We start from the raw sequence: 18,850 nt of genomic DNA on the forward strand, positions 1-18,850 counted from the left end.
GAAGAGATATGGAAAACGACATCCCCCTTGAGGCACTTTCCGATATGCCTTCCGAAGGTGAAAATGCATGGTATTCGCAAGAGGCCGGTCTTCGACTCCTGTTGCTGGCCCTGGTATTTCTGACCGGCAATTTCTTTATACCCCAGCGGGAAAGCCTGGTCCCCATTAATGTTGTTCTCGCCCTGGCGCTTCTCTTCAACCTTGCCGTCATATTTCTAAACCGAAGATATGGCCGTATGCCGGCCGTCCCTGCCGTCATCTTGACCGGTGATCTTTTATTCATGGTGATGCTTTGCCATTTCACGGGCGGCGCGGACAGTCCGGTTGCCTACCTTGGTATTTCCTATCTGTACCTGATCGTCTCACGGATGGGGGAGAACAAAGTGAAATGGTTTCTCCTGGCCTATGCATCGGCCATCCTGCTCCTCCCGGCGCTGGACCGGCATAAGCTGACCTACCTGGCCTTCAAGGAATACCTGCTGCCGGCCCTGATGAACCTCGCCCTGATCTGCGCGTTAGGATGGCCGGCGGTGCTGCTTGCAGCGAAGATCCGGAAGGAGCACGGGCTGCAAAAGGCGACCGAGTCCACCTTTCACGCATTTCACAACGCACTGCACCTCAGGACACAGAACCTGCAGTCCGCGCTTGAAGCGCTCACCGAAGCACACGAGCAGCTTAAAAAACTTGACAAAACAAAGACCGCCAACTTCTCGAATCTTACCCACGAATTCAGGACCCCGCTTGCATCAATAAAATCATTCGCCGAGATACTTTCCACCTACGAAGATCTTGACAGGGCCACCCAGAAGGAATTTCTGGAGATTATAACCAAGGAGTCCATGCGCCTTACTCAATTGATAAACGGCATATTGGACCTGGCAAAAATTGAGTCGGGAACGGTAACAAAAAATCATGTGAAAGTAGACATGGTGAAGGTGATAACGGACAGCATGAAGGCCCTGAAACCGCTGGCCAGGGAGAAGGGACTGTCCCTTGAGTTCGTGCAGCCGGACGAACCGCTTCCCCTCGTCAAGGGCGACAATCTTCAACTCCCCCTGGTCATGGTGAACCTCTTGAATAATGCCATCAAGTTCACCGCTCAGGGCGGTATTACGGTAACCGCGAAAAAGGACAGGGAATACCTGCAGGTGGCGGTGAAGGATACCGGTGAAGGCATCTTCCCGGAAGAACAGAAGGTCATCTTTGAGGAGTTTTACCGGATTGCGGACAACATCGCGGGACGTCCGAAGGGCTCCGGGCTTGGCCTGACCATTTCGAAGAAGATCATTGAGTACCACGGCGGGACCATCTGGGCGGAAAGCGAACTCGGAAAGGGCAGCACGTTCACGTTCAGACTGCCGATCGACCTTGATGAGATGGCTCTGATACCGGAACGACAGGCCGCCGGCGCACGCAGGGCCAGGATCAGGAAAAACACCAGCCTCATTCTCGTCCTTGAACGTGACATAGCAGTCCGCCAGTTCCTGAGAGAACGGCTTGAGGCACTGGGGTACAGCACGATCGGCGCGGAGCCCGACAAGTCGGGGCTCACCATTGCGATGCAAGAGGACGTGGACCTTGTCCTCTCGGGTATTATAAACTACCAGGACACTGACGTGAATTTTCTCAAGGAACTGAACACAAAAGAGAAGACCTCAACCATCCCGATACTGATAACCTGCCTGTTGGCAGACCCCAAGCAGGGACTGCAGCTGGCGGCGAACGGTTTTTTATCAAAGCCGATAGACCGCTTTGACCTCCTGAAAGCAGTAGAGGAGGTGTCTCCGTCGGGTAAGGGGCCGTTCATCGGCATATGTCATGACCGTCTCGAGGGCAGGACGATCCAGCTGCTGTTTGGCGCGGAAAACCAGCCGTTTCTGCTTGCGGATGAATCTGCCGGCGTGGACGCCTGCCGCAGGGAAAAGCCTTCGCTCATATTCCTGGACACGACCCCTCCGATTTATTCCTGGCGGCATATACTCTCCGATTTACGCCAGGGCACGATCACATCCCAAATCCCGGTGATCCTGATAACTGACATGCTTATTACGCACGGGAATATCAGGACCGCAGCGCTGGGCAAGGGGACCTACGCTCCGGAACGAGGACATATCGAGCCCCTGCTGATGGCTATCGAGCAGATCATCGATCCTGAGAGGGCCCGAATGGAATGAAGCCCGGGACGGACGAAGGCCTTAGGGAAACCAAACTTTCTATAGTCATACCCGCATACAATGAAGCGCTGCGTATCGGTAAAACACTGGATAGTATCCGTGATTATATGAAGGTATGCGGATATTCCCATGAGATCATCGTGGTGGATGACGGCAGCAGCGACGATACGGCAATGGTGGTAAGAAAAGCCGCGGAGAAGCATCCCGCCATTGTCCTTCTCCAGAATGGCATGAATAGGGGGAAGGGGTATTCCGTTAAACAAGGGGTCCTTTTTTCCCGGGGACGCTTCGTACTGATGTCGGACGCCGATCTCTCCACTCCCATTGCAGAGCTCGGGAAATTATTCAAAGAGCTGGAAGAGGGAAATGATATTGCCATCGGTTCACGGTCTGTTTCAGGATCGATGGTTCTCAAAAGACAGAAGTGGTTTCGGCAGCTCATGGGAAAGACCTTCAATAAGCTCGTTCAGGCAATTGCCGTGTTTGGGATCCGTGATACCCAGTGCGGCTTCAAACTGTTCACCGCGGACGCGGCAAGGAGCGTGTTCTCCCTGCAAAGGATCGAGCGGTTCGCCTTTGATGTAGAGGCACTTTATCTTGCACGGAAGATGGATTTCGGGATCAGGGAGGTGCCGGTCATATGGGTGAATTCCCCCGACTCAAGGGTCAGCATCTTCAGGGATTCCCTTCAGATGCTCCGGGACCTTTTCAGAATACGATTTTATCATTACCGGCCGGAACGAGGAAAGTCTTAATCTTTGGAACTACTCAGGTCAAAATATTGTCCGCAGATTACGCAGATTTCACAGATTATTAACGGTCTCATAATAGGATTGACATAACACTTTGTGTCATCCCCGGATGCTCCTATCGGGGATATGGTTTTAACACCGGATTCCCGATTACACCTTCGGGAATGACAGTTTGATCGTATTGTTTCTATTTTGAGACGATTAATAAATCGAACCCGATTTTTTTTAATAAATCTGCGTCCATCTGCGAAATCTGCGGATAAAAAGGGTTGTGTCCTGTGTAACACTCTTTTAGATTCAGACGTACTGAATAGCTACAATTTTCTTTATACAATGAGAAGGAGGTATTGCGATATGGAAAATGTACTGGGTAAGAGAATGATCGATGAAGGGCTTGTTACCGAGGAGCAGCTTGAAAAAGCGCTGGACAGACAAAAAAGCAAAGGAGGAAGACTCGGTGAGAGCCTCGTTGCCCTCGGCTTGATAAAGGAGGACAAGCTCGCCACCTTTTTTAAGAATATCCCCCGTGAACCCAAAAATCTTGAGGAAACAGGCCTTGATCCCGGATTCATATCCGACCTGACCATGAAGCACATATACTTCATGGGAAGTTTTACGCTGAAAGACCTGGTTGATGCGATCAAACTGCCGACCTTGATCATGGACCAGACGGTCCAGTCCCTGAGAAAGGACAAGATGTGCGAAGTAAAGGGAGGGACCGGTTACGAGGCCACTACGTATCAATTCTCCATAACCGAGCTGGGAAGAAAAAGGGCACAGGAAGCGCTCGCTCTCTGCAATTACATTGGCGCGGCCCCTGTCATCCTTGCTGATTATACCAAACAGATGGAGTATCAGTCGGTGAAAAGCGTACTCGTGAACGAAGGGGTCATACAAAAGGCATTTTCCCACCTTGTCATCAGCGGTACCCTCATTGACCAGCTTGGCCCGGCGGTGAACTCGGGCAAATCCATTTTTTTATACGGTCCCCCGGGAAACGGAAAGACCGCAATAGCAGAGGCAATCGGCTCCCTGCTGCCCGGTGATGTCTGCATCCCCCATGCAGTGATCGTTGATCGTCAGGTGATAAAGGTCTTTGATCCTGTTAATCACAAACCGGTCATGGAAGAGATCCATGGGGATGCCAGATGGGTCCGGTGCAAACGGCCGATCATCATGGTGGGAGGGGAACTTACCCTCAAGATGCTGGACCTGGATTTTGACGAGGTGTTCAAATTCTATGAGGCCCCTCTTCAGATGAAGGCAAATGGGGGTATTTTTATCATTGACGACTTCGGTCGGCAGATGGTGAGGCCCATAGACCTCCTGAACCGATGGATCGTTCCCCTGGAGAGAGGAACGGATTTCCTCACCCTGCATACGGGCAAGAAGTTTGAGGTCCCGTTCGACGAGATCATCATATTTTCGACCAACATAGAGCCCAAGCAACTGGTGGATGAGGCCTTTCTGAGGAGGATCAGATACAAGATCATGATCGACCATCCGCCGGTGGAAGAGTATCGCCAGATATTCCAAAGGGTGGCCGAACATAAAGGGCTGGAACTCAGGAAAGATGTACTTGACTACCTGCTGAAGGAACACTATGAAAAGACAGGCGTCAAGTTGAATGCCTGCCACCCGAGGGATATCATCGATCAGATAATCGACATCGCCCGATACCGGGAGACCCCCCCGGTCATGACCAAAGAGATCATCGACGGGGCATGGGCGAATTATTTTGTAGAGCTTTAGCAACTGCTCGGGTCATATTTTGACGAGGGAAAATTATTCAGCGCGCGCGAAGAAACAACGGAAAATAATGATACTCACACAAGCATGGTTGCCGAAATATCATAGAGCCTCTTGCAAATGTCCCAATTCCGTCATTCCCGCCCCGGCTTTAATCATGCTGGGGCAGGCTTGAGCGGGAATCTGATTCTCACTGTTCGAAAAACCATATCCCCGATAGAGGCCCCCCGATTAAAACATTCGAGGGCAAGATTCGGGGCCTGCCCCCGCATGAATCAAGCGGGGGATGACAAACAGTTATGGAGGGCCTCCGTATTGTATTAATTTTAAAAAACCGCTCGCGCTATTTCTTATAGATAAGTAAGAAAAATTAATATCAAACAACGTTTGTCCTGTTTATGTTTTTCTTGACAAAGTTATGGCGTTGGCTTATCATTCACACGTTTTTAAAACACTTGTTAATGATAATTTTTCATCTTCTGCAGGGAGAGGCGTATGAGCCCCGGCACCTATCTTCCGGAACACTTTCTACCCGTGGTTGTTTTTTTGCTGCTCGGCGCCGCCGTCGGCATAGGGATGCTTGTCGTCGGCTGGATACTCCGGCCCCGGAATCCTTATCCCGAAAAGTTGCTGACGTACGAGTCCGGCATCACCCCCTTCATGGACGCCCACCAGAAATTCTCGATTCGCTATTACATCATCGCCATGCTGTTCCTCATATTCGACATCGAGGCCGTCTTTCTCTATCCCTGGGCCGTGGCCTATAACCACATCGGCCTGTACGGTTTTGTGGAAATGGTGTTCTTCATTGCCATCCTCCTCGTCGGGTATTTCTATGCCTGGAAAAAGGGGGCCCTCGAATGGGAATGATCCAGAATGTATTTGAAGAAGGATATATCTCGACGACCATCGACGGGTTCTTGAACTATTGCCGGTCGTGCTCCATCTGGCCCATGTCATTCGGGCTCGCATGCTGCGCCATTGAGATGATCCAGTATTATGCCGCGCCTCAGCATGATTTCGATCGCTTCGGCACGGTACCGCGCCCGTCGCCGCGACAGTCGGACCTGCTCCTGGTGGCCGGGACGCTTACAAAAAAGATGGCCCCGGTCGTACGGCGCGTATACGATCAGATGCCCGAACCGCGGTATGTCATCGCCATGGGAAGCTGCGCCGCTTCCGGCGGCATTTTCAATACCTACAGCGTGGTACAGGGTGTGGACAATATCATTCCGGTGGATGTGTACATCCCTGGTTGCCCGCCGCGGCCCGAGGCACTGATGAACGGGATCATCAAGCTGCAGGAAAAGATCAGAAAAGAGCACTACATTCGAAAATAGCTCCAGCGCGACACATTCAATACTCCGTTTTATCGTTCCAGCGGCACCGATCCACCCAGCATCAGTTTGCCTCATCAATCGTGAACAGTATATTTTATACCTGTGAGTTCTGAGGACGAATGGATCCCTTACAGATCGCCAAAATCATAGAAGAAAAATTTGCGGGCCAGGTGCTCGGCACGACAACCCATGCAGGGCAGGTGGGCGTGTCGCTCAAGAAGGACATGATCAGGGACATTTGCCTCTTCCTGCGCGACGAGACCGCGATACACATGGACCACCTTGCAGATCTCACGGCAGTCGATTATTCCCGGTATCCGGGAGATACCGGTCCGCGGTTCGAGGTCGTGTATACGATGATATCGATCGTACACCGCCATCGCATACGATTAAAGGTAAGAGTGCCGGAAGAAGACCCGCGGGTGGACTCGGTCACCCCGGTTTGGCAAACGGCGAACTGGCATGAGCGCGAGACCTACGACCTCATGGGGATCAAGTTCGATGGACATCCTGATCTTCGCAGGATACTTATGCCCGAGGACTGGGAAGGGCACCCGCTGAGGAAAGAATATCCGCTGAAAGGTTATTAACAGCAGGGTTTAGGGTTCTGGGTACAGGGTTCAGGAACTAATTGTTGTTTTGCCTGGACCCTGGCCCCTGTACCCTGACCCCGTTTTCATGGTGAATATTATGTCCGCTGCCGAGACAAAAGAAAGAGTACAAAAAGAAATAACGCTCAACATGGGTCCGCAGCACCCCAGCACGCACGGGGTGCTCCGTCTGGTATTGGACCTCCAGGGCGAGACCATTGTCAGCATCGATCCGCAGATCGGTTACCTCCATCGGGGGATCGAGAAGTGGATGGAGAGCAAGACCTACCACCAGGTCATTCCGATGACCGACCGGCTGGACTACATCTCATGCATGTGCAACAACCTCGGATATGTGACCGCGGTCGAAAAACTGGCTGAGATCGTTGTACCCGAACGGGCGCAGTTCCTCCGGACGCTTACCGCGGAGCTTACCCGCATCAGTTCACATCTCATCTGGCTCGGCACCAGCGCGGTGGACATCGGCGCCATGACGGTCCTGTTGTACGCGGCGAGAGAACGGGAGCTTATCCTCGATCTCCTCGAAATGGCGACCGGCGCGAGACTGACCGTGAGCTATGCGCGCATCGGCGGGGTGCGGAATGACGTCCCCCGTGACTTCCTTGATAAATGCCGTGAGTTCACCGAGCTCTTCCCCAAGAGGCTCGAGGAGTACGATACCCTGATCCGGGAAAACCGTATCTGGCTCAAACGCACCAAAGGCATCGGCGTAATGACCGCCGGAGAAGCGATACAGTACGGGCTTACCGGGGCCTCACTGAGAGGATCGGGCGTCAACTATGATCTGCGCAAGGTCGAGCCGTACGCTGCCTACGATAAGGTGGATTTTGATATCCCCCTGGGGAAGAACGGCGACGTGTACGACCGGTACGTCGTGCGTCTCGGCGAACTCCGCCAGAGCAACCGCATTATCAAACAATGCCTTGATATGATGCAGCCCGGACCGGTCGTGACCGATGACCCGCGCTACGCCATTCCCGATAAGATGAAGGTCATGCAGGACATGCAAACGCTGGCCCATCAGTTCGTGCTGATGAGCAAATGGGTCCCCATGCCCAAGGGCGAGGTGTACGTGGCCACGGAAGGCCCGAAGGGCGAGCTTGGCTTCTATATTGTAAGCGACGGGAGCGGCAGACCGTATCGGATCAAGATCCGCGCCCCCTCGTATGTGAACCTGAGCGCCCTTTCGAAGATGGTGACCGGCCATATGATGGCGGATGTTGTCGCCTGTATCGGGACGATCGATATTGTGCTCGGCGAGTGCGACCGATAGGGGAGAGGCACCCGGATGAAACTGAGAGAAATCATTAAACTTCTGCAGGCCGATGTTCTTGTCGGGGATGATCTGATCGATGAGATCGAGGTGGACAGCTGTTTCAGCGCCGACCTCATGAGCGACGTGCTCGGCCGTGCTCACGCGAACGGCATCATGATCACCGGGATCACGAATCCCCAGGCGGTACGGACCGCGGATATTGCCGATATCAAGGCAGTCTGCCTGGTGCGCAGAAAGCTGCCGGAGGCGGAGACCCTGGCCCTGGCAAAACAGAAACAGATCCCGCTCTTCACGACCAAGCTGACCATGTTCGAGGCGTGCGGCATTCTATACATGAACGGGCTCAGGGGAGTGGCCGAGCGGCAATAGGCGATGACACAGCAGGGTAAAGAGCAGGGGTCCCAGGACCGGGTTACCAAGACCCAGGAGATGGTCTACGAGATCACCGTGGGCGAGGTCATGGCCACCAAGGTGTTTACCGTGCGGCCGGAACAGACCATGTCGGAGCTCAGGCTCATCATGCGGGACAACCGGATTTCCGGCACACCGGTGGTCGAGCACGGGAAGCTGGTGGGCATGGTCAGCATCGAAGACCTGATCAACGCCTTGAATGACAACGAGCTCAACGCCCCCATCCGGTCGAAGATGACGACCAATGTGGACTGCCTGTACATGGACGAGCCCCTGGTACACTGTATTGCCAAGTTTTCCCGGTACGGTCATACGCGGTATCCGGTTGTGGACCGAAAGGGGCTTCTGGTCGGCATCATCACCAAAGGGAACATCGTCGAAGGACTGCTCAGGAAGCTTGAGATCGAATACGCGCGGACCGAGACGAAGGTAAACGAAGCGCGTCAGCGGCCCACGATGCGGCAATTCTTTGAGGATGTCACTGCCGATGAGATCAGTTTCAGCTTCAAGTACTATATTGCCGGCCAGACCCTGAAGGATGCGGGCAAGGCGGCGAGCGAACTCAAGCACGCGCTCAAAAAACTGGGAGTCTGTCCGCCGATCCTCAGGCGGATCGGGGTCGCCACCTACGAGGCGGAGATCAATCTCGCCTCGTACACCAAGGGCGGCGAGATCTACGCTCAGGTGGAGAAGTGGGGGGTCATCGTCGAGGCGATCGACAGCGGCCCGGGGATCCCCGATGTCGAGCTCGCGATGAAGCCCGGATATTCCACAGCGTCCGACTGGGTGAGGGAACTCGGTTTTGGCGCGGGCATGGGTCTGGTTAATATCCAGAAATGCGCCGACGAGATGGACCTGAAATCAACCGTGCCCGGCGGAACACACCTGACCATGCGGTTCTACTATACGAGTTGACAGGGACCAGACAATGAACCTGAATGACCTTGTAAAAGAATTCGGTCTTGAAGTAAAGACCGCTTCCGATCAGCTTGACCGTGAGGTGAAGAGCGGATACGTGAGCGACCTCCTGTCGGATGTCCTTGCCCACGCGGATGAAGGGACACTCTGGGTCACGCTTCACATCCACCAGAACATCGTGGCCGTGGCATTGCACAAGGACCTTGCGGGTATCATTCTGGTGCAGAGCAGGCAGCCGGAAAAGGACACCATCGTCAAGGCCGAGGAAGAGAATATTCCGATATTGGTGAGCAGCCTTTCAGCATTCGAGCTGGTCGGAAGATTATACAAGGCGGGGATCCGTGGCGCTGAGGCGCATTAAGGCCGACCTGCACGTGCATACGTGTCTGTCTCCCTGCTCCGGACTGGACATGTCGCCCCTGGGGATCGTTCACGAGGCCCTTCGAAAAGGGCTCGACCTCATCGGCATCTGTGATCATAATTCCGCCGAGAACGTCCTGGCCGTCAAGAAGGCGGGCAGGCAGGCCGGGTTGATGGTGCTCGGCGGGATGGAGGTCGCTTCATCGGAAGAAGCGCACCTCCTGGTATTCTTTGACCGGGACGACGACCTGCTCCGGTTCCAGGAGTTCATCTACCGGCATCTGCACGGCAGGAATGATGAGCATGCCTTCGGCCGGCAGGTGATCGCGGATGATGAAGACGGGGTGACCGGTTTCTGCGACCGGCTTTTGATCGGGGCGACCTCGCTGCCGGCCTCGGATATCGTTGAAGCGGCGCGCGCGGCGCACGGTGACAGCCTGGTGATCGCGGCGCATGTGGACCGGGAGTCGTTCAGCATGATAGGACAGCTCGGGTTTATTCCGCCTCAGCTTGCCCTTGATGCTGTCGAGATCTCGCAGCACATGACCGTGGCCCAGGCAGCAGACCGCTTCCCCGATTGCAGGAAGTATCCGGTCATCACCGGTTCGGACGCTCACGGTCCTGAAGACATCGGAAAGCGGTTTACGTGCTTCACGATCGAAGACGGGACCGTGGCCGAGATCAAAAAAGCGTTGGCGGGAAAAGACGGCAGGAAGGCAGCGTGTTGAGACGGTGGAAGACATCTCCCTGCATATCCTCGATATAGCCGAGAATTCGGTCCGCGCCGATGCAAAGACAATTGAGATCATCATCGTTCGCGATACCGCGCACGACCTCCTCCGCATCGAGGTCAACGATGACGGCAGGGGAATGGATGCCGAAACGCTGGCGAAGGTCCGGGACCCTTTCTTCACCACCAAACACAAAAAGACGGGACTGGGGATCCCGCTCCTGTCCCAGGCGGCGGAGCAGGCCGGCGGAATGGTGACGGTGGACTCAGCTCCGGGCAAGGGAACGAAGGTTTCCGGTACGTTTCGCTGGAGCCATGTGGACCGGCCAGCGATCGGCAGCATGGCCGATACCGTGCTCACCCTGATCGCAGGCCACCCCGATCTTGATATCCTCTATGAAGTGCGGGAGGGCGGCCGGGTCTTCCGGCTCGATACGCGTCAGATCAGGAACGACCTTGGAGAGGTGCCGATGAATACTCCGGCGGCCCTTGTTGCGATCAGGGGCATGTTTGAAGAACAGATCAAATTTGAGTAACTGATGAGGCTCTCTCACACAAAGCCACAAAGACACGAAGAAAGGCTTTAAATCTCGGGGTAAAACCAAAAAAGCTAATTAATCTTCAGGCAGGTCTTCGTGTGCTTTGTGCCTTCGTGTGAGCACATGGTTTCAGGGTCCTGAGTAGTTAGAAATTTGAAATGTAACATTGCAAATTGCCAAGAGGTAAACGATGAGTAACGAAGCGGTTGAACAGCAGACTGCCACCAACAACGAGTTCGTGACGCCGGCGATGTACCTGAAGATCGACGGGATCGTCGCGCGGTACAAGGGCAAGCCCGGTTCGCTTATCCCCGTGCTCCAGCAGGCACAGGACGTATGCGGCTATCTGCCGCACGCGGTGCAGCGATACGTAGCCAGGGGGCTCGACATGTCGCCGAGCGTGGTCTTCGGCGTCGCAACCTTTTACTCTTTTTTCACGCTCGTGCCGCGCGGCAAGCACGTGATCCGGGTCTGTCTCGGCACTGCCTGCTATGTGAAGCGGAGCGAGGAGATTCTCGATAAGATCAAGGATGAGCTGGACATCGAGGTTGGAGAAGTGACGAGGGACAAGAAGTATTCCCTTGAGGCCGTGAGGTGCCTCGGCGCGTGTGGTCTTGCGCCGGTGGTCGTTATCGGCCAGGACACCTACGGTGACGTTGCCGCCACGAAGGTGATGGAAATCGTTAATAAGTACGAGTAGCTTCCGCGATTGCGGAGACTTCGACGAGACTTCGGCGTGAGCTCAGTCGAACGCTCAGTCGAGTCGTTCGGATTGCGGATTGCGGAATGAGGATGGGTACCCATGGCAAAACTGACGATCGCTGATCTCAAAAAGATCAAGGAAGAATACCATCAGGGACTGCGCGAGGGCGGGTTTCGGGCAAAGATCACGGTGCACATGGGGACCTGCGGGATCGCCGCGGGCGCCCGGGGCATCATGAACACGATCATGGAAGAGCTGGCCAAATCCAAATTGAAGGATGTCGCGATCACCACGTCCGGATGCGCCGGGCTCTGCAGTCAGGAGCCGATGATCACAATCGAGCTTGCCGGCGAGCCTCCTGTCAAGTACATCGCGTTAACCGATGAAAAAACGAGAAAGATCTTTGCCGGACACGTGATGGGGGGCAAGCCCGTTCCGGAGTATGCGCTGGTTGTCGGGCATGAGACGACGTATTAGAATATCATTGTAAAATGTAAAATGAACAATGCAAAGTTCAAAATGGAAACCAGAAGACGTAATACATTACTTTTGCCTTTTGCAATTTGCATTTTACCTTTTGCATTGTAAATGGAGTTATTAATCGTGGAAACGACGACATACCGTTCCAACATAATGATCTGTGCAGGCACGGGTTGCGTGGCAAACGGATCGCTCAAGGTGAAGGACGCGCTCGAGACCGAGCTTATCAAGCGAAACCTTCAGAACGAGGTCAAGGTCGTGCTGACGGGGTGCAACGGTTTCTGCGCCAAGGGCCCGGTGATCGTGGTCTACCCCGAAGACATCTTCTATCAGGTGGTGAAGCCCGGGGACGTGCCGTACCTCGTGGAAGAACACTTCATCAAGGGGAGACCGGTCCAGAAGTTCCTCTATACGCCGCCGACGGAAAAAAGCACGATTCCCGTGATGAACGATATTCCGTTCTTCAAGCACCAGGTATTGCGGGCGCTTCGGAACCGGAGCCTCATCGATGCGGAGAAGATCGAGGAGTATATTGCCCGCGACGGCTACATGGCCGCGGCCAAGGCGCTCACTGAAATGACGCCCGAGCAGGTCGTGAGCGAGGTGAAGCGTTCGGGACTGCGCGGCCGCGGCGGCGCCGGGTTCCTTACCGGGCTGAAGTGGGAACTCTGCGCGCGGGTCACCGGCGACATCAAGTACATCCTGTGCAACGGCGACGAGGGCGATCCGGGCGCGTTCATGGACCGGAGCGTCATGGAGGCGGACCCGCACTCGGTGCTCGAAGGCATGATCATCGCGGCCAGGGGCATCAACGCCCACTACGGCTATATCTATGTAAGGGCCGAATATCCACTTGCCGTGCACCGTCTCCAGATAGCCATCGATCAGGCCATGGACCGGGGTCTGCTCGGAAAGGACATCCTCGGCACGGGGTTCGACCTCGATATCGAGATCTATCAGGGCGCGGGCGCCTTTGTGTGCGGGGAAGAGACGGCGCTCATGGCGTCCATCGAGGGCAAGCGCGGCATGCCGAGGGCCAAGCCGCCGTTTCCCGCGGTCAAGGGTCTGTGGATGAGGCCGTCGGTGCTGAACAACGTCGAGACCTTTGCGAACGTTCCGCCGATCATCCTGAACGGCGCTGACTGGTTTTCGAGCCTCGGGACCGAAAAGAGCAAGGGCACGAAGGTGTTCGCGCTTTCGGGCGCGCTGAACAACATCGGCCTCGTCGAGGTGCCGATGGGCATCCCGCTCAAGACCGTGATCTTCGACATCGGCGGCGGCATCAAGAACAACCGGAAGTTCAAGGCCGTGCAGATGGGCGGTCCGTCGGGCGGCTGCATCCCCGCCTCGCTCATTGACACCCCGGTGGATTTCGAGAATATCAATAAGACGGGCGCGATCATGGGATCGGGCGGTATGGTGGTGATGGACGAGACCACGTGCATGCCGGCCATGGCAAAATTTTTCCTCGAGTTCACCGAGGACGAGTCCTGCGGCAAGTGCGTGCCCTGCCGAATCGGCAACAAAACGCTTCTTTCGATCCTTACCCGGATCACGAACGGCGAAGGCCGTGAAGGCGATATCGAGCTGCTGCTTGCCCTTTCCCAGCAGATCAAGGACACCTCGCTCTGCGGACTGGGCCAGACCTCGCCCAATCCGGTGCTTACCACGATCAAATATTTCCGCGACGAGTACGAGGCGCACATCAAGGAGCACCGCTGCCCGGCCCGGGTCTGCACGCCCCTCGTCAAGTTCGTGGTGGACAAGGATAAATGCAAGAAGTGCGGCCTGTGCTTCAAGGCCTGTCCGGCCGGGGCGCTCCAGTGGGAAAAGGGGCAGGTCGCCTATATCGATCCGGAAAAGTGCACAAAGTGCAAATCGTGCATCAAGGCGTGCCGGTTCTGGTCGATCGATTAATAATTCTTTCACCACGAAGGCACTAAGACACTAAGAAAAATAAAAGGTTCACTTCGTGACTTTGTGTCTTCGTGGTAAGAAAAAGGTTTGTTTTAAGAAGGTAAAAAAATATGGCGATGATGACCGTAACGGTTGATGGAAAAAAAGTGGAAATACCGGCAGGATCAACGATCCTTGACGCCGCGAACGCGGCCGGTTCGAGGGTCCCCACCCTGTGCCATGACAACAAGCTCCATCCGTTCGGCGCATGCCGGATCTGCCTTGTTGAGGTGGAGGGAACGCCGCGCAAGTTTACACCGTCATGCACCACGCCGGCGATGGACAACATGGTTGTCAGGACATCGACCCCCGCGCTGATCGAGGCGAGACGGATGGTGCTCGAGCTCCTGCTCATCAAGCATCCCCTTGACTGCCCGGTCTGCGACAAGGCGGGCGAATGTCAGCTCCAGGACCTTACGCACGAGTACGGGCTCGGTACGAGCCGGTTCGATGCTGAAAAGGGCTACCTGCCGCCGGATTACGAGAGCGCGATCATCGAGCGGAACATCAGCCGCTGTATTCTCTGCGGAAAATGCGTCAGGATCTGCGATGAGCAGAACGGCGTGGGAGAGTGGGCCTTCACCCGACGCGGTACGAAGGCGCGCATCAGCACCGATTTCGACCGGCCGCTGGACTGCGAGTTCTGCGGCGAATGCACCGAGATCTGCCCCGTGGGGGCGCTCACGACGCGCCAGTTCAAATATAAAGCGCGCTCCTGGAACCTCGAGGGGACCACGTCGGTCTGCAACTACTGCGGCTGCGGCTGCGGCATCAGCTATGAGACGCGCGACGGGAAGATTATGCGCGTGGGTCCGGCACGGGGCAACTACCTGTGCGCGAAGGGCCGTTTCGGCTGGGACGCCGCTCACAGCAGCGAGCGGATCACGACCCCGAAAATGCGGGTCGGCGGCGTGCTCATGGACTGTACCTGGGACGAGGCGCTGTCGGTCATCGCGACCAATCTCAAGGTGATCAAGAACAAACGCGGGCCCGGGAGCATCGGCGGACTTGGTTCGGTCCGGACCACGAACGAGGACAGTTACCTTTTCCAGAAGTTCATGCGCGCCGTGGTCGGGACGAATAATGTCGACATGCTCGCGAGGCTCAAGGCGCCGAAGGGGCTGAATGCCGCCTTCTTTTCGGGTGAATTGAACAAGATCGGCGAGCACCACGTCATTCTCGTGCTTGACAGCAATGTGGGCGAGATCAATCCGCTCACCGGCATCGAGATCGTTCGCGCGGCGCACCAGAAGGACCGGAAGGTCATCCTCGTCAACAGCAGTGAGAGCAATAAGTTCAACCGGCTCGCCTCGGTGGTCATCCCGCTGAGCTCGGAAAAAGCGGTCGAAGAACTGGTTTCCGCTTTCTCTTCCGCGAAGGGCAGGAGCGAGGTGCTGAACGCCGTGGAACTTCTGAAAACGGCCGCGAGCGTCGCGATCATCGTCCCCGCCCGGGTGACCAACAAGGAGTTCGTGAATATCAAGGTCCTCTCGGGACAGCTCAAGAACGTGACGCACTATCCGCTTGTGCGTCGGAGCAACTTCCAGGGATCGCTCGACATGGGAGTGAACCCGGCCTATTACCCGGGGTATCGCAGGGTGGACGCGGACACGACCGCATCGTTCGCGGGCGCGTGGAATGCGATCCTGCCGGACACGCCGGGCATGAATGCCGTCGAGATGATCAATGCCATTGCGCCGGGCAAGCTCGCGGCGCTGTACATCATGGGCGACGATCCGGTGGGGAGCGATCGGCATCTCCGGGAGCCGCTCGACAAACTGGATTTCCTCGTTGTTCAGGATATCTTTATGACCGAGACGGCGAAGATCGCCGATGTGGTGCTCCCGGCGGCGGCGAGCGCGGAGAAGACCGGGACGTTCACCAACCTCGAACGCAGGCTTCAGCAGCTGAACAAGGCGGAGGAGCCGGTCGGCGAGTCACGGCCTGATTGGGAGATCATCATGGATATCGCGAGGCGTATGGGCGGGTCCCTGCAATATGCCTCTCCGCGGGACATCATGAACGAGATCAGGTCCATCGTGCCCCTGTACGCGGACCTCGCGGTCGGCGCATGCTGGCCGCGCGAGAAGTCCCCGCTGATGAACACTGACGTGGACCTTTCACTGTCGTCCGATTCGATCATGAAGCAGGAAGTGATCACTGCCGAGCGGCTGCTCTTCTCTTCAGGCGGTACGATCACGCGCTCCCATGAGATAGGGACCATACGACACCTTAAGATCGAAGTGTAGGAGCAGAACATGCCAGGAATACATCAAATCGTGAATATCGTCACCAGCCTCGTTGTTCCGGTGGTCCTGTTGCTGGCTTTTGTCATGCTGAACGCCGCCTATCTTTCCTATATGGAACGCAAGGTGCTCGCGCACATGCAGGCGAGGCTCGGGCCGATGAGGACCGGATGGCACGGGCTGCTCCAGCCTATTGCGGATGGAATAAAGTTCATGATGAAAGAGGACATCATCCCGGCCAAGGCCGATAAATGGGTGTTCCGCATCGCGCCGCTCATCCTGCTCACCATGGCCTTCGGCGCCATTGTTGTCATCCCCTTCGGTCCGTCCACGGATTTGTTCGGACTTCTCACCAAAAAGGTGCCGCTTTCCGTGTCAAACCTGAACATCGGCGTGCTGTATATCCTCGCATTTGCCAGCGTCGGGACCTATGGCGTGATCATGGCGGGCTGGGCTTCCAATAATAAATATTCCCTCATGGGAGGGTTCCGCTCGGCGGCCCAGATGATCAGCTACGAGATCCCCATGGCTTTCGCCATCATCACCGTGGTGCTCATGGCCGGGTCGCTGAACCTGTCGGATATTGTGAATGCCCAGGAGAACCGGTGGTTCATTGCGGCCTTGCCGGTCGGTCCGGTGGCGTTCTTTCTCTACCTGTTTGCAGGCATCGCCGAAACGAACCGTGTGCCCTTTGACCTGCCCGAGGCGGAGAGCGAGCTTGTGGCCGGGTACTTCACCGAGTACAGCGGCATCCGGTTTGCGTTGTTCTTCATGGCCGAATATATAAGCATGATGGTCGTGTCGCTGCTTGTCTCCATCATGTTCCTCGGGGGGTGGCTGCCGGTGCAGATCCTGCCGCAAACCCTCGGCCATATTGCTCCGATAGCCTGGATAAACCGCCTGCTGGCCGCAGTTCCACCGACGATGTGGCTGCTTGTTAAGCTGTATTTCTTTCTCTTCTTCTATATGTGGCTTCGGGCCACGCTCCCGCGGTATCGGTATGACCAGCTCATGACGCTCTCGTGGAAGTTCCTGCTGCCCCTGTCGCTCGGCACCCTGCTGGTGGCGGCGGGAATGAAACAGATGGGATGGCTGTAGGGGCGGTGAGAAGTGGGATGACGGACGTAGGACGAGGGACGCGGGAAGCAAGGGGTCTACTACGATGAACAAAGTGAAAAAGCTGCTTAAAATGATCTTCCTGGTCGAGATAGCCCAGGGCCTGGCCCTGACGCTCAAGACCATGCTGGCCCCGGCGGTCACCCGGCAGTACCCGACGTTCAAACGCAAGCCGATCCCGGGCTCGCGCGGGCTTCATGCCATGCGGCGGGATGAGAAGGGGAACCCGGCGTGCATCGGGTGCGGTTTGTGCGAGGCGGTCTGTCCGGCCAAGGCCATAACCGTGGTCACCACGGAGGGGCCCGGGCACGAAAAGGTCGTGAACTCCTATGAACTCGACCTGTTCCGGTGCGTGTTCTGCGGATTCTGCATCGATGCGTGTCCGGTGTCCGCGATCCTGATGACGCCCGAATTCGAGCTTGCCTGTTATTCCCGGAAGGACGCGTTCTACACCAGAGACCGTCTCGTTGAAGTGGGGGACAACTATATGGGCAGGAAGGCGGCAAAAAAACCATGATGAACAAGATCATATTCATCTACTTCGCCCTTGTTATCCTAGTATCGGCGCTTCTGACCATCACGCGCCGAAACCCGGTGCACAGCATCATGTTCATGCTGCTCCTGTTTTTCCATATCGCGGGTGTCTTTGTGCTGCTCCATGCCGAGTTCCTCGCTGCAGTGCAGCTCATTGTGTACGCCGGCGCCATCCTGATCCTTTACCTTTTTGTAGTCATGCTTTTGAATGTGGACAAGGAAAGTTCCGCTGCCCGGGCGAACCGGTTCTGGCCCTGGATGATCGCATTCGGCGTGCTTATTGCGGGAGAGATCATGCTGTTGATCTCGCGCGGTTCGTTCCCGGCAGAGGCGGGTCAATCCATGTGGCCTGCCGACATGGGGATCAAGGAACTGGGCATCGTACTCTATCAGAAGTATCTGATCCCGTTCGAGATCGCATCCGTCATCCTCCTCGTGGGGTTGGTGGGCGCTGTTATGCTGGCGAAGAAGCAGGAAAAAGAGTAAATGCAAAGTGCAAAAGGCAAAATGGCAGGGCTGTTGATATAGATTGTACATTTTGAGATTTGAATTTTGCATTTTATTGCTGGAGGTTATATGATACCCCTGTCCTGGTACATAATGCTGAGTGCGGCGCTGTTCACCATCGGTGTCGTCGGCGTGCTTTCCCGGCGCAACATATTCATTATTCTCATGTCCATCGAGCTCATGCTGAACGCGGCGAACATCAACCTGATCGCATTTTCACACTATCTGCAATCGCTCACCGGCCAGATATTCGTGATCTTTGTCGTCACCGTGGCGGCGGCAGAGGCGGCTGTGGCGCTTGCGATCATCATCCTGATCTCGCGGAACCGCGGGACCGTGTACGCGGATGAGTTTACTATCATGAAGGGATAATGCGAAAAAGGCGACGTTTGTCGGTAACGAGGCCCGTATCGTGGACCGGTGATCGGCAACGTTTCACTACGAACCA

At 55.7% G+C, this 18,850-nt stretch carries 20 protein-coding genes; all 20 read left to right on the forward strand.

Going from position 1 to position 18,850, the window contains the following annotated elements; genetic code table 11:
* Positions 1 to 8 precede the first annotated feature (8 nt).
* The 20 genes from M0R70_04220 to nuoK all read left to right on the forward strand — a co-directional run bounded on the left by M0R70_04220 (position 9) and on the right by nuoK (position 18,774).
* Positions 9 to 2,174 (forward strand): ATP-binding protein, encoded by a 2,166-nt coding sequence (locus tag M0R70_04220; protein ID MCK9418569.1) that lies wholly within the window; start codon positions 9 to 11, stop codon positions 2,172 to 2,174.
* Positions 2,171 to 2,929 carry a glycosyltransferase family 2 protein gene (locus M0R70_04225; GenBank protein MCK9418570.1) on the forward strand — a complete coding sequence of 253 codons (759 nt, stop codon included), beginning with the start codon at positions 2,171 to 2,173 and terminating at the stop codon, positions 2,927 to 2,929. The genes M0R70_04220 and M0R70_04225 overlap by 4 nt, the downstream gene beginning before the upstream one ends.
* A 351-nt stretch (positions 2,930 to 3,280) precedes the next feature.
* Positions 3,281 to 4,678 carry an ATPase gene (locus M0R70_04230; protein ID MCK9418571.1) on the forward strand — a complete coding sequence of 466 codons (1,398 nt, stop codon included), beginning with the start codon at positions 3,281 to 3,283 and terminating at the stop codon, positions 4,676 to 4,678.
* A 492-nt stretch (positions 4,679 to 5,170) separates the two neighbouring features.
* Positions 5,171 to 5,545 (forward strand): NADH-quinone oxidoreductase subunit A, encoded by a 375-nt coding sequence (locus M0R70_04235; protein MCK9418572.1) that lies wholly within the window; start codon positions 5,171 to 5,173, stop codon positions 5,543 to 5,545.
* Complete coding sequence (locus tag M0R70_04240) at positions 5,536 to 6,015, forward strand: NADH-quinone oxidoreductase subunit B (protein ID MCK9418573.1); 480 nt, start codon at positions 5,536 to 5,538, stop codon at positions 6,013 to 6,015. Before M0R70_04235 ends, M0R70_04240 begins: the two co-directional genes overlap by 10 nt.
* Positions 6,016 to 6,134: 119 nt before the next feature.
* Positions 6,135 to 6,605 carry an NADH-quinone oxidoreductase subunit C gene (locus M0R70_04245; protein ID MCK9418574.1) on the forward strand — a complete coding sequence of 157 codons (471 nt, stop codon included), beginning with the start codon at positions 6,135 to 6,137 and terminating at the stop codon, positions 6,603 to 6,605.
* A 100-nt stretch (positions 6,606 to 6,705) separates the two neighbouring features.
* Positions 6,706 to 7,899 carry an NADH dehydrogenase (quinone) subunit D gene (nuoD, locus tag M0R70_04250; GenBank protein MCK9418575.1) on the forward strand — a complete coding sequence of 398 codons (1,194 nt, stop codon included), beginning with the start codon at positions 6,706 to 6,708 and terminating at the stop codon, positions 7,897 to 7,899.
* Positions 7,900 to 7,914: 15 nt separating this feature from the next.
* Positions 7,915 to 8,271, forward strand: a complete 357-nt coding sequence (locus M0R70_04255; GenBank protein ID MCK9418576.1) for a hypothetical protein — start codon at positions 7,915 to 7,917, stop codon at positions 8,269 to 8,271.
* 3 nt (positions 8,272 to 8,274) lie between these two features.
* Positions 8,275 to 9,228 (forward strand): CBS domain-containing protein, encoded by a 954-nt coding sequence (locus M0R70_04260; protein MCK9418577.1) that lies wholly within the window; start codon positions 8,275 to 8,277, stop codon positions 9,226 to 9,228.
* Between the two features lie 13 nt (positions 9,229 to 9,241).
* Positions 9,242 to 9,592: a DRTGG domain-containing protein gene (locus M0R70_04265; protein MCK9418578.1), complete on the forward strand. Its 351-nt coding sequence runs from the start codon at positions 9,242 to 9,244 to the stop codon at positions 9,590 to 9,592.
* A complete protein-coding gene (locus tag M0R70_04270) occupies positions 9,573 to 10,319 on the forward strand; it encodes a PHP domain-containing protein (protein MCK9418579.1) in 747 nt (248 codons plus the stop codon). Before M0R70_04265 ends, M0R70_04270 begins: the two co-directional genes overlap by 20 nt.
* A 4-nt stretch (positions 10,320 to 10,323) precedes the next feature.
* Positions 10,324 to 10,857 (forward strand): ATP-binding protein, encoded by a 534-nt coding sequence (locus tag M0R70_04275; protein MCK9418580.1) that lies wholly within the window; start codon positions 10,324 to 10,326, stop codon positions 10,855 to 10,857.
* Between the two features lie 253 nt (positions 10,858 to 11,110).
* Positions 11,111 to 11,560 (forward strand): NAD(P)H-dependent oxidoreductase subunit E, encoded by a 450-nt coding sequence (locus tag M0R70_04280; protein MCK9418581.1) that lies wholly within the window; start codon positions 11,111 to 11,113, stop codon positions 11,558 to 11,560.
* A 102-nt stretch (positions 11,561 to 11,662) separates the two neighbouring features.
* Positions 11,663 to 12,040, forward strand: coding sequence for a (2Fe-2S) ferredoxin domain-containing protein (locus M0R70_04285; GenBank protein ID MCK9418582.1), 378 nt, complete (start codon positions 11,663 to 11,665; stop codon positions 12,038 to 12,040).
* A gap of 156 nt (positions 12,041 to 12,196) precedes the next feature.
* Complete coding sequence (nuoF, locus tag M0R70_04290; protein MCK9418583.1) at positions 12,197 to 13,960, forward strand: NADH-quinone oxidoreductase subunit NuoF; 1,764 nt, start codon at positions 12,197 to 12,199, stop codon at positions 13,958 to 13,960.
* 110 nt (positions 13,961 to 14,070) lie between these two features.
* A complete protein-coding gene (locus M0R70_04295) occupies positions 14,071 to 16,248 on the forward strand; it encodes a molybdopterin-dependent oxidoreductase (GenBank protein MCK9418584.1) in 2,178 nt (725 codons plus the stop codon).
* A 9-nt stretch (positions 16,249 to 16,257) separates the two neighbouring features.
* A complete protein-coding gene (nuoH, locus tag M0R70_04300) occupies positions 16,258 to 17,343 on the forward strand; it encodes an NADH-quinone oxidoreductase subunit NuoH (GenBank protein MCK9418585.1) in 1,086 nt (361 codons plus the stop codon).
* A gap of 64 nt (positions 17,344 to 17,407) precedes the next feature.
* Positions 17,408 to 17,878, forward strand: a complete 471-nt coding sequence (gene nuoI, locus M0R70_04305) for an NADH-quinone oxidoreductase subunit NuoI (GenBank protein ID MCK9418586.1) — start codon at positions 17,408 to 17,410, stop codon at positions 17,876 to 17,878.
* Positions 17,875 to 18,381: an NADH-quinone oxidoreductase subunit J gene (locus tag M0R70_04310; GenBank protein MCK9418587.1), complete on the forward strand. Its 507-nt coding sequence runs from the start codon at positions 17,875 to 17,877 to the stop codon at positions 18,379 to 18,381. The genes nuoI and M0R70_04310 overlap by 4 nt, the downstream gene beginning before the upstream one ends.
* Before the next feature lie 90 nt (positions 18,382 to 18,471).
* The gene (gene nuoK, locus M0R70_04315; GenBank protein MCK9418588.1) at positions 18,472 to 18,774 is read left to right on the forward strand and encodes an NADH-quinone oxidoreductase subunit NuoK; all 303 of its coding nucleotides are present in this window, start codon (positions 18,472 to 18,474) and stop codon (positions 18,772 to 18,774) included.
* Positions 18,775 to 18,850 lie beyond the last annotated feature (76 nt).

The organism is Nitrospirota bacterium (assembly GCA_023229435.1).
Lineage (GTDB): Bacteria > Nitrospirota > UBA9217 > UBA9217 > UBA9217 > JALNZF01.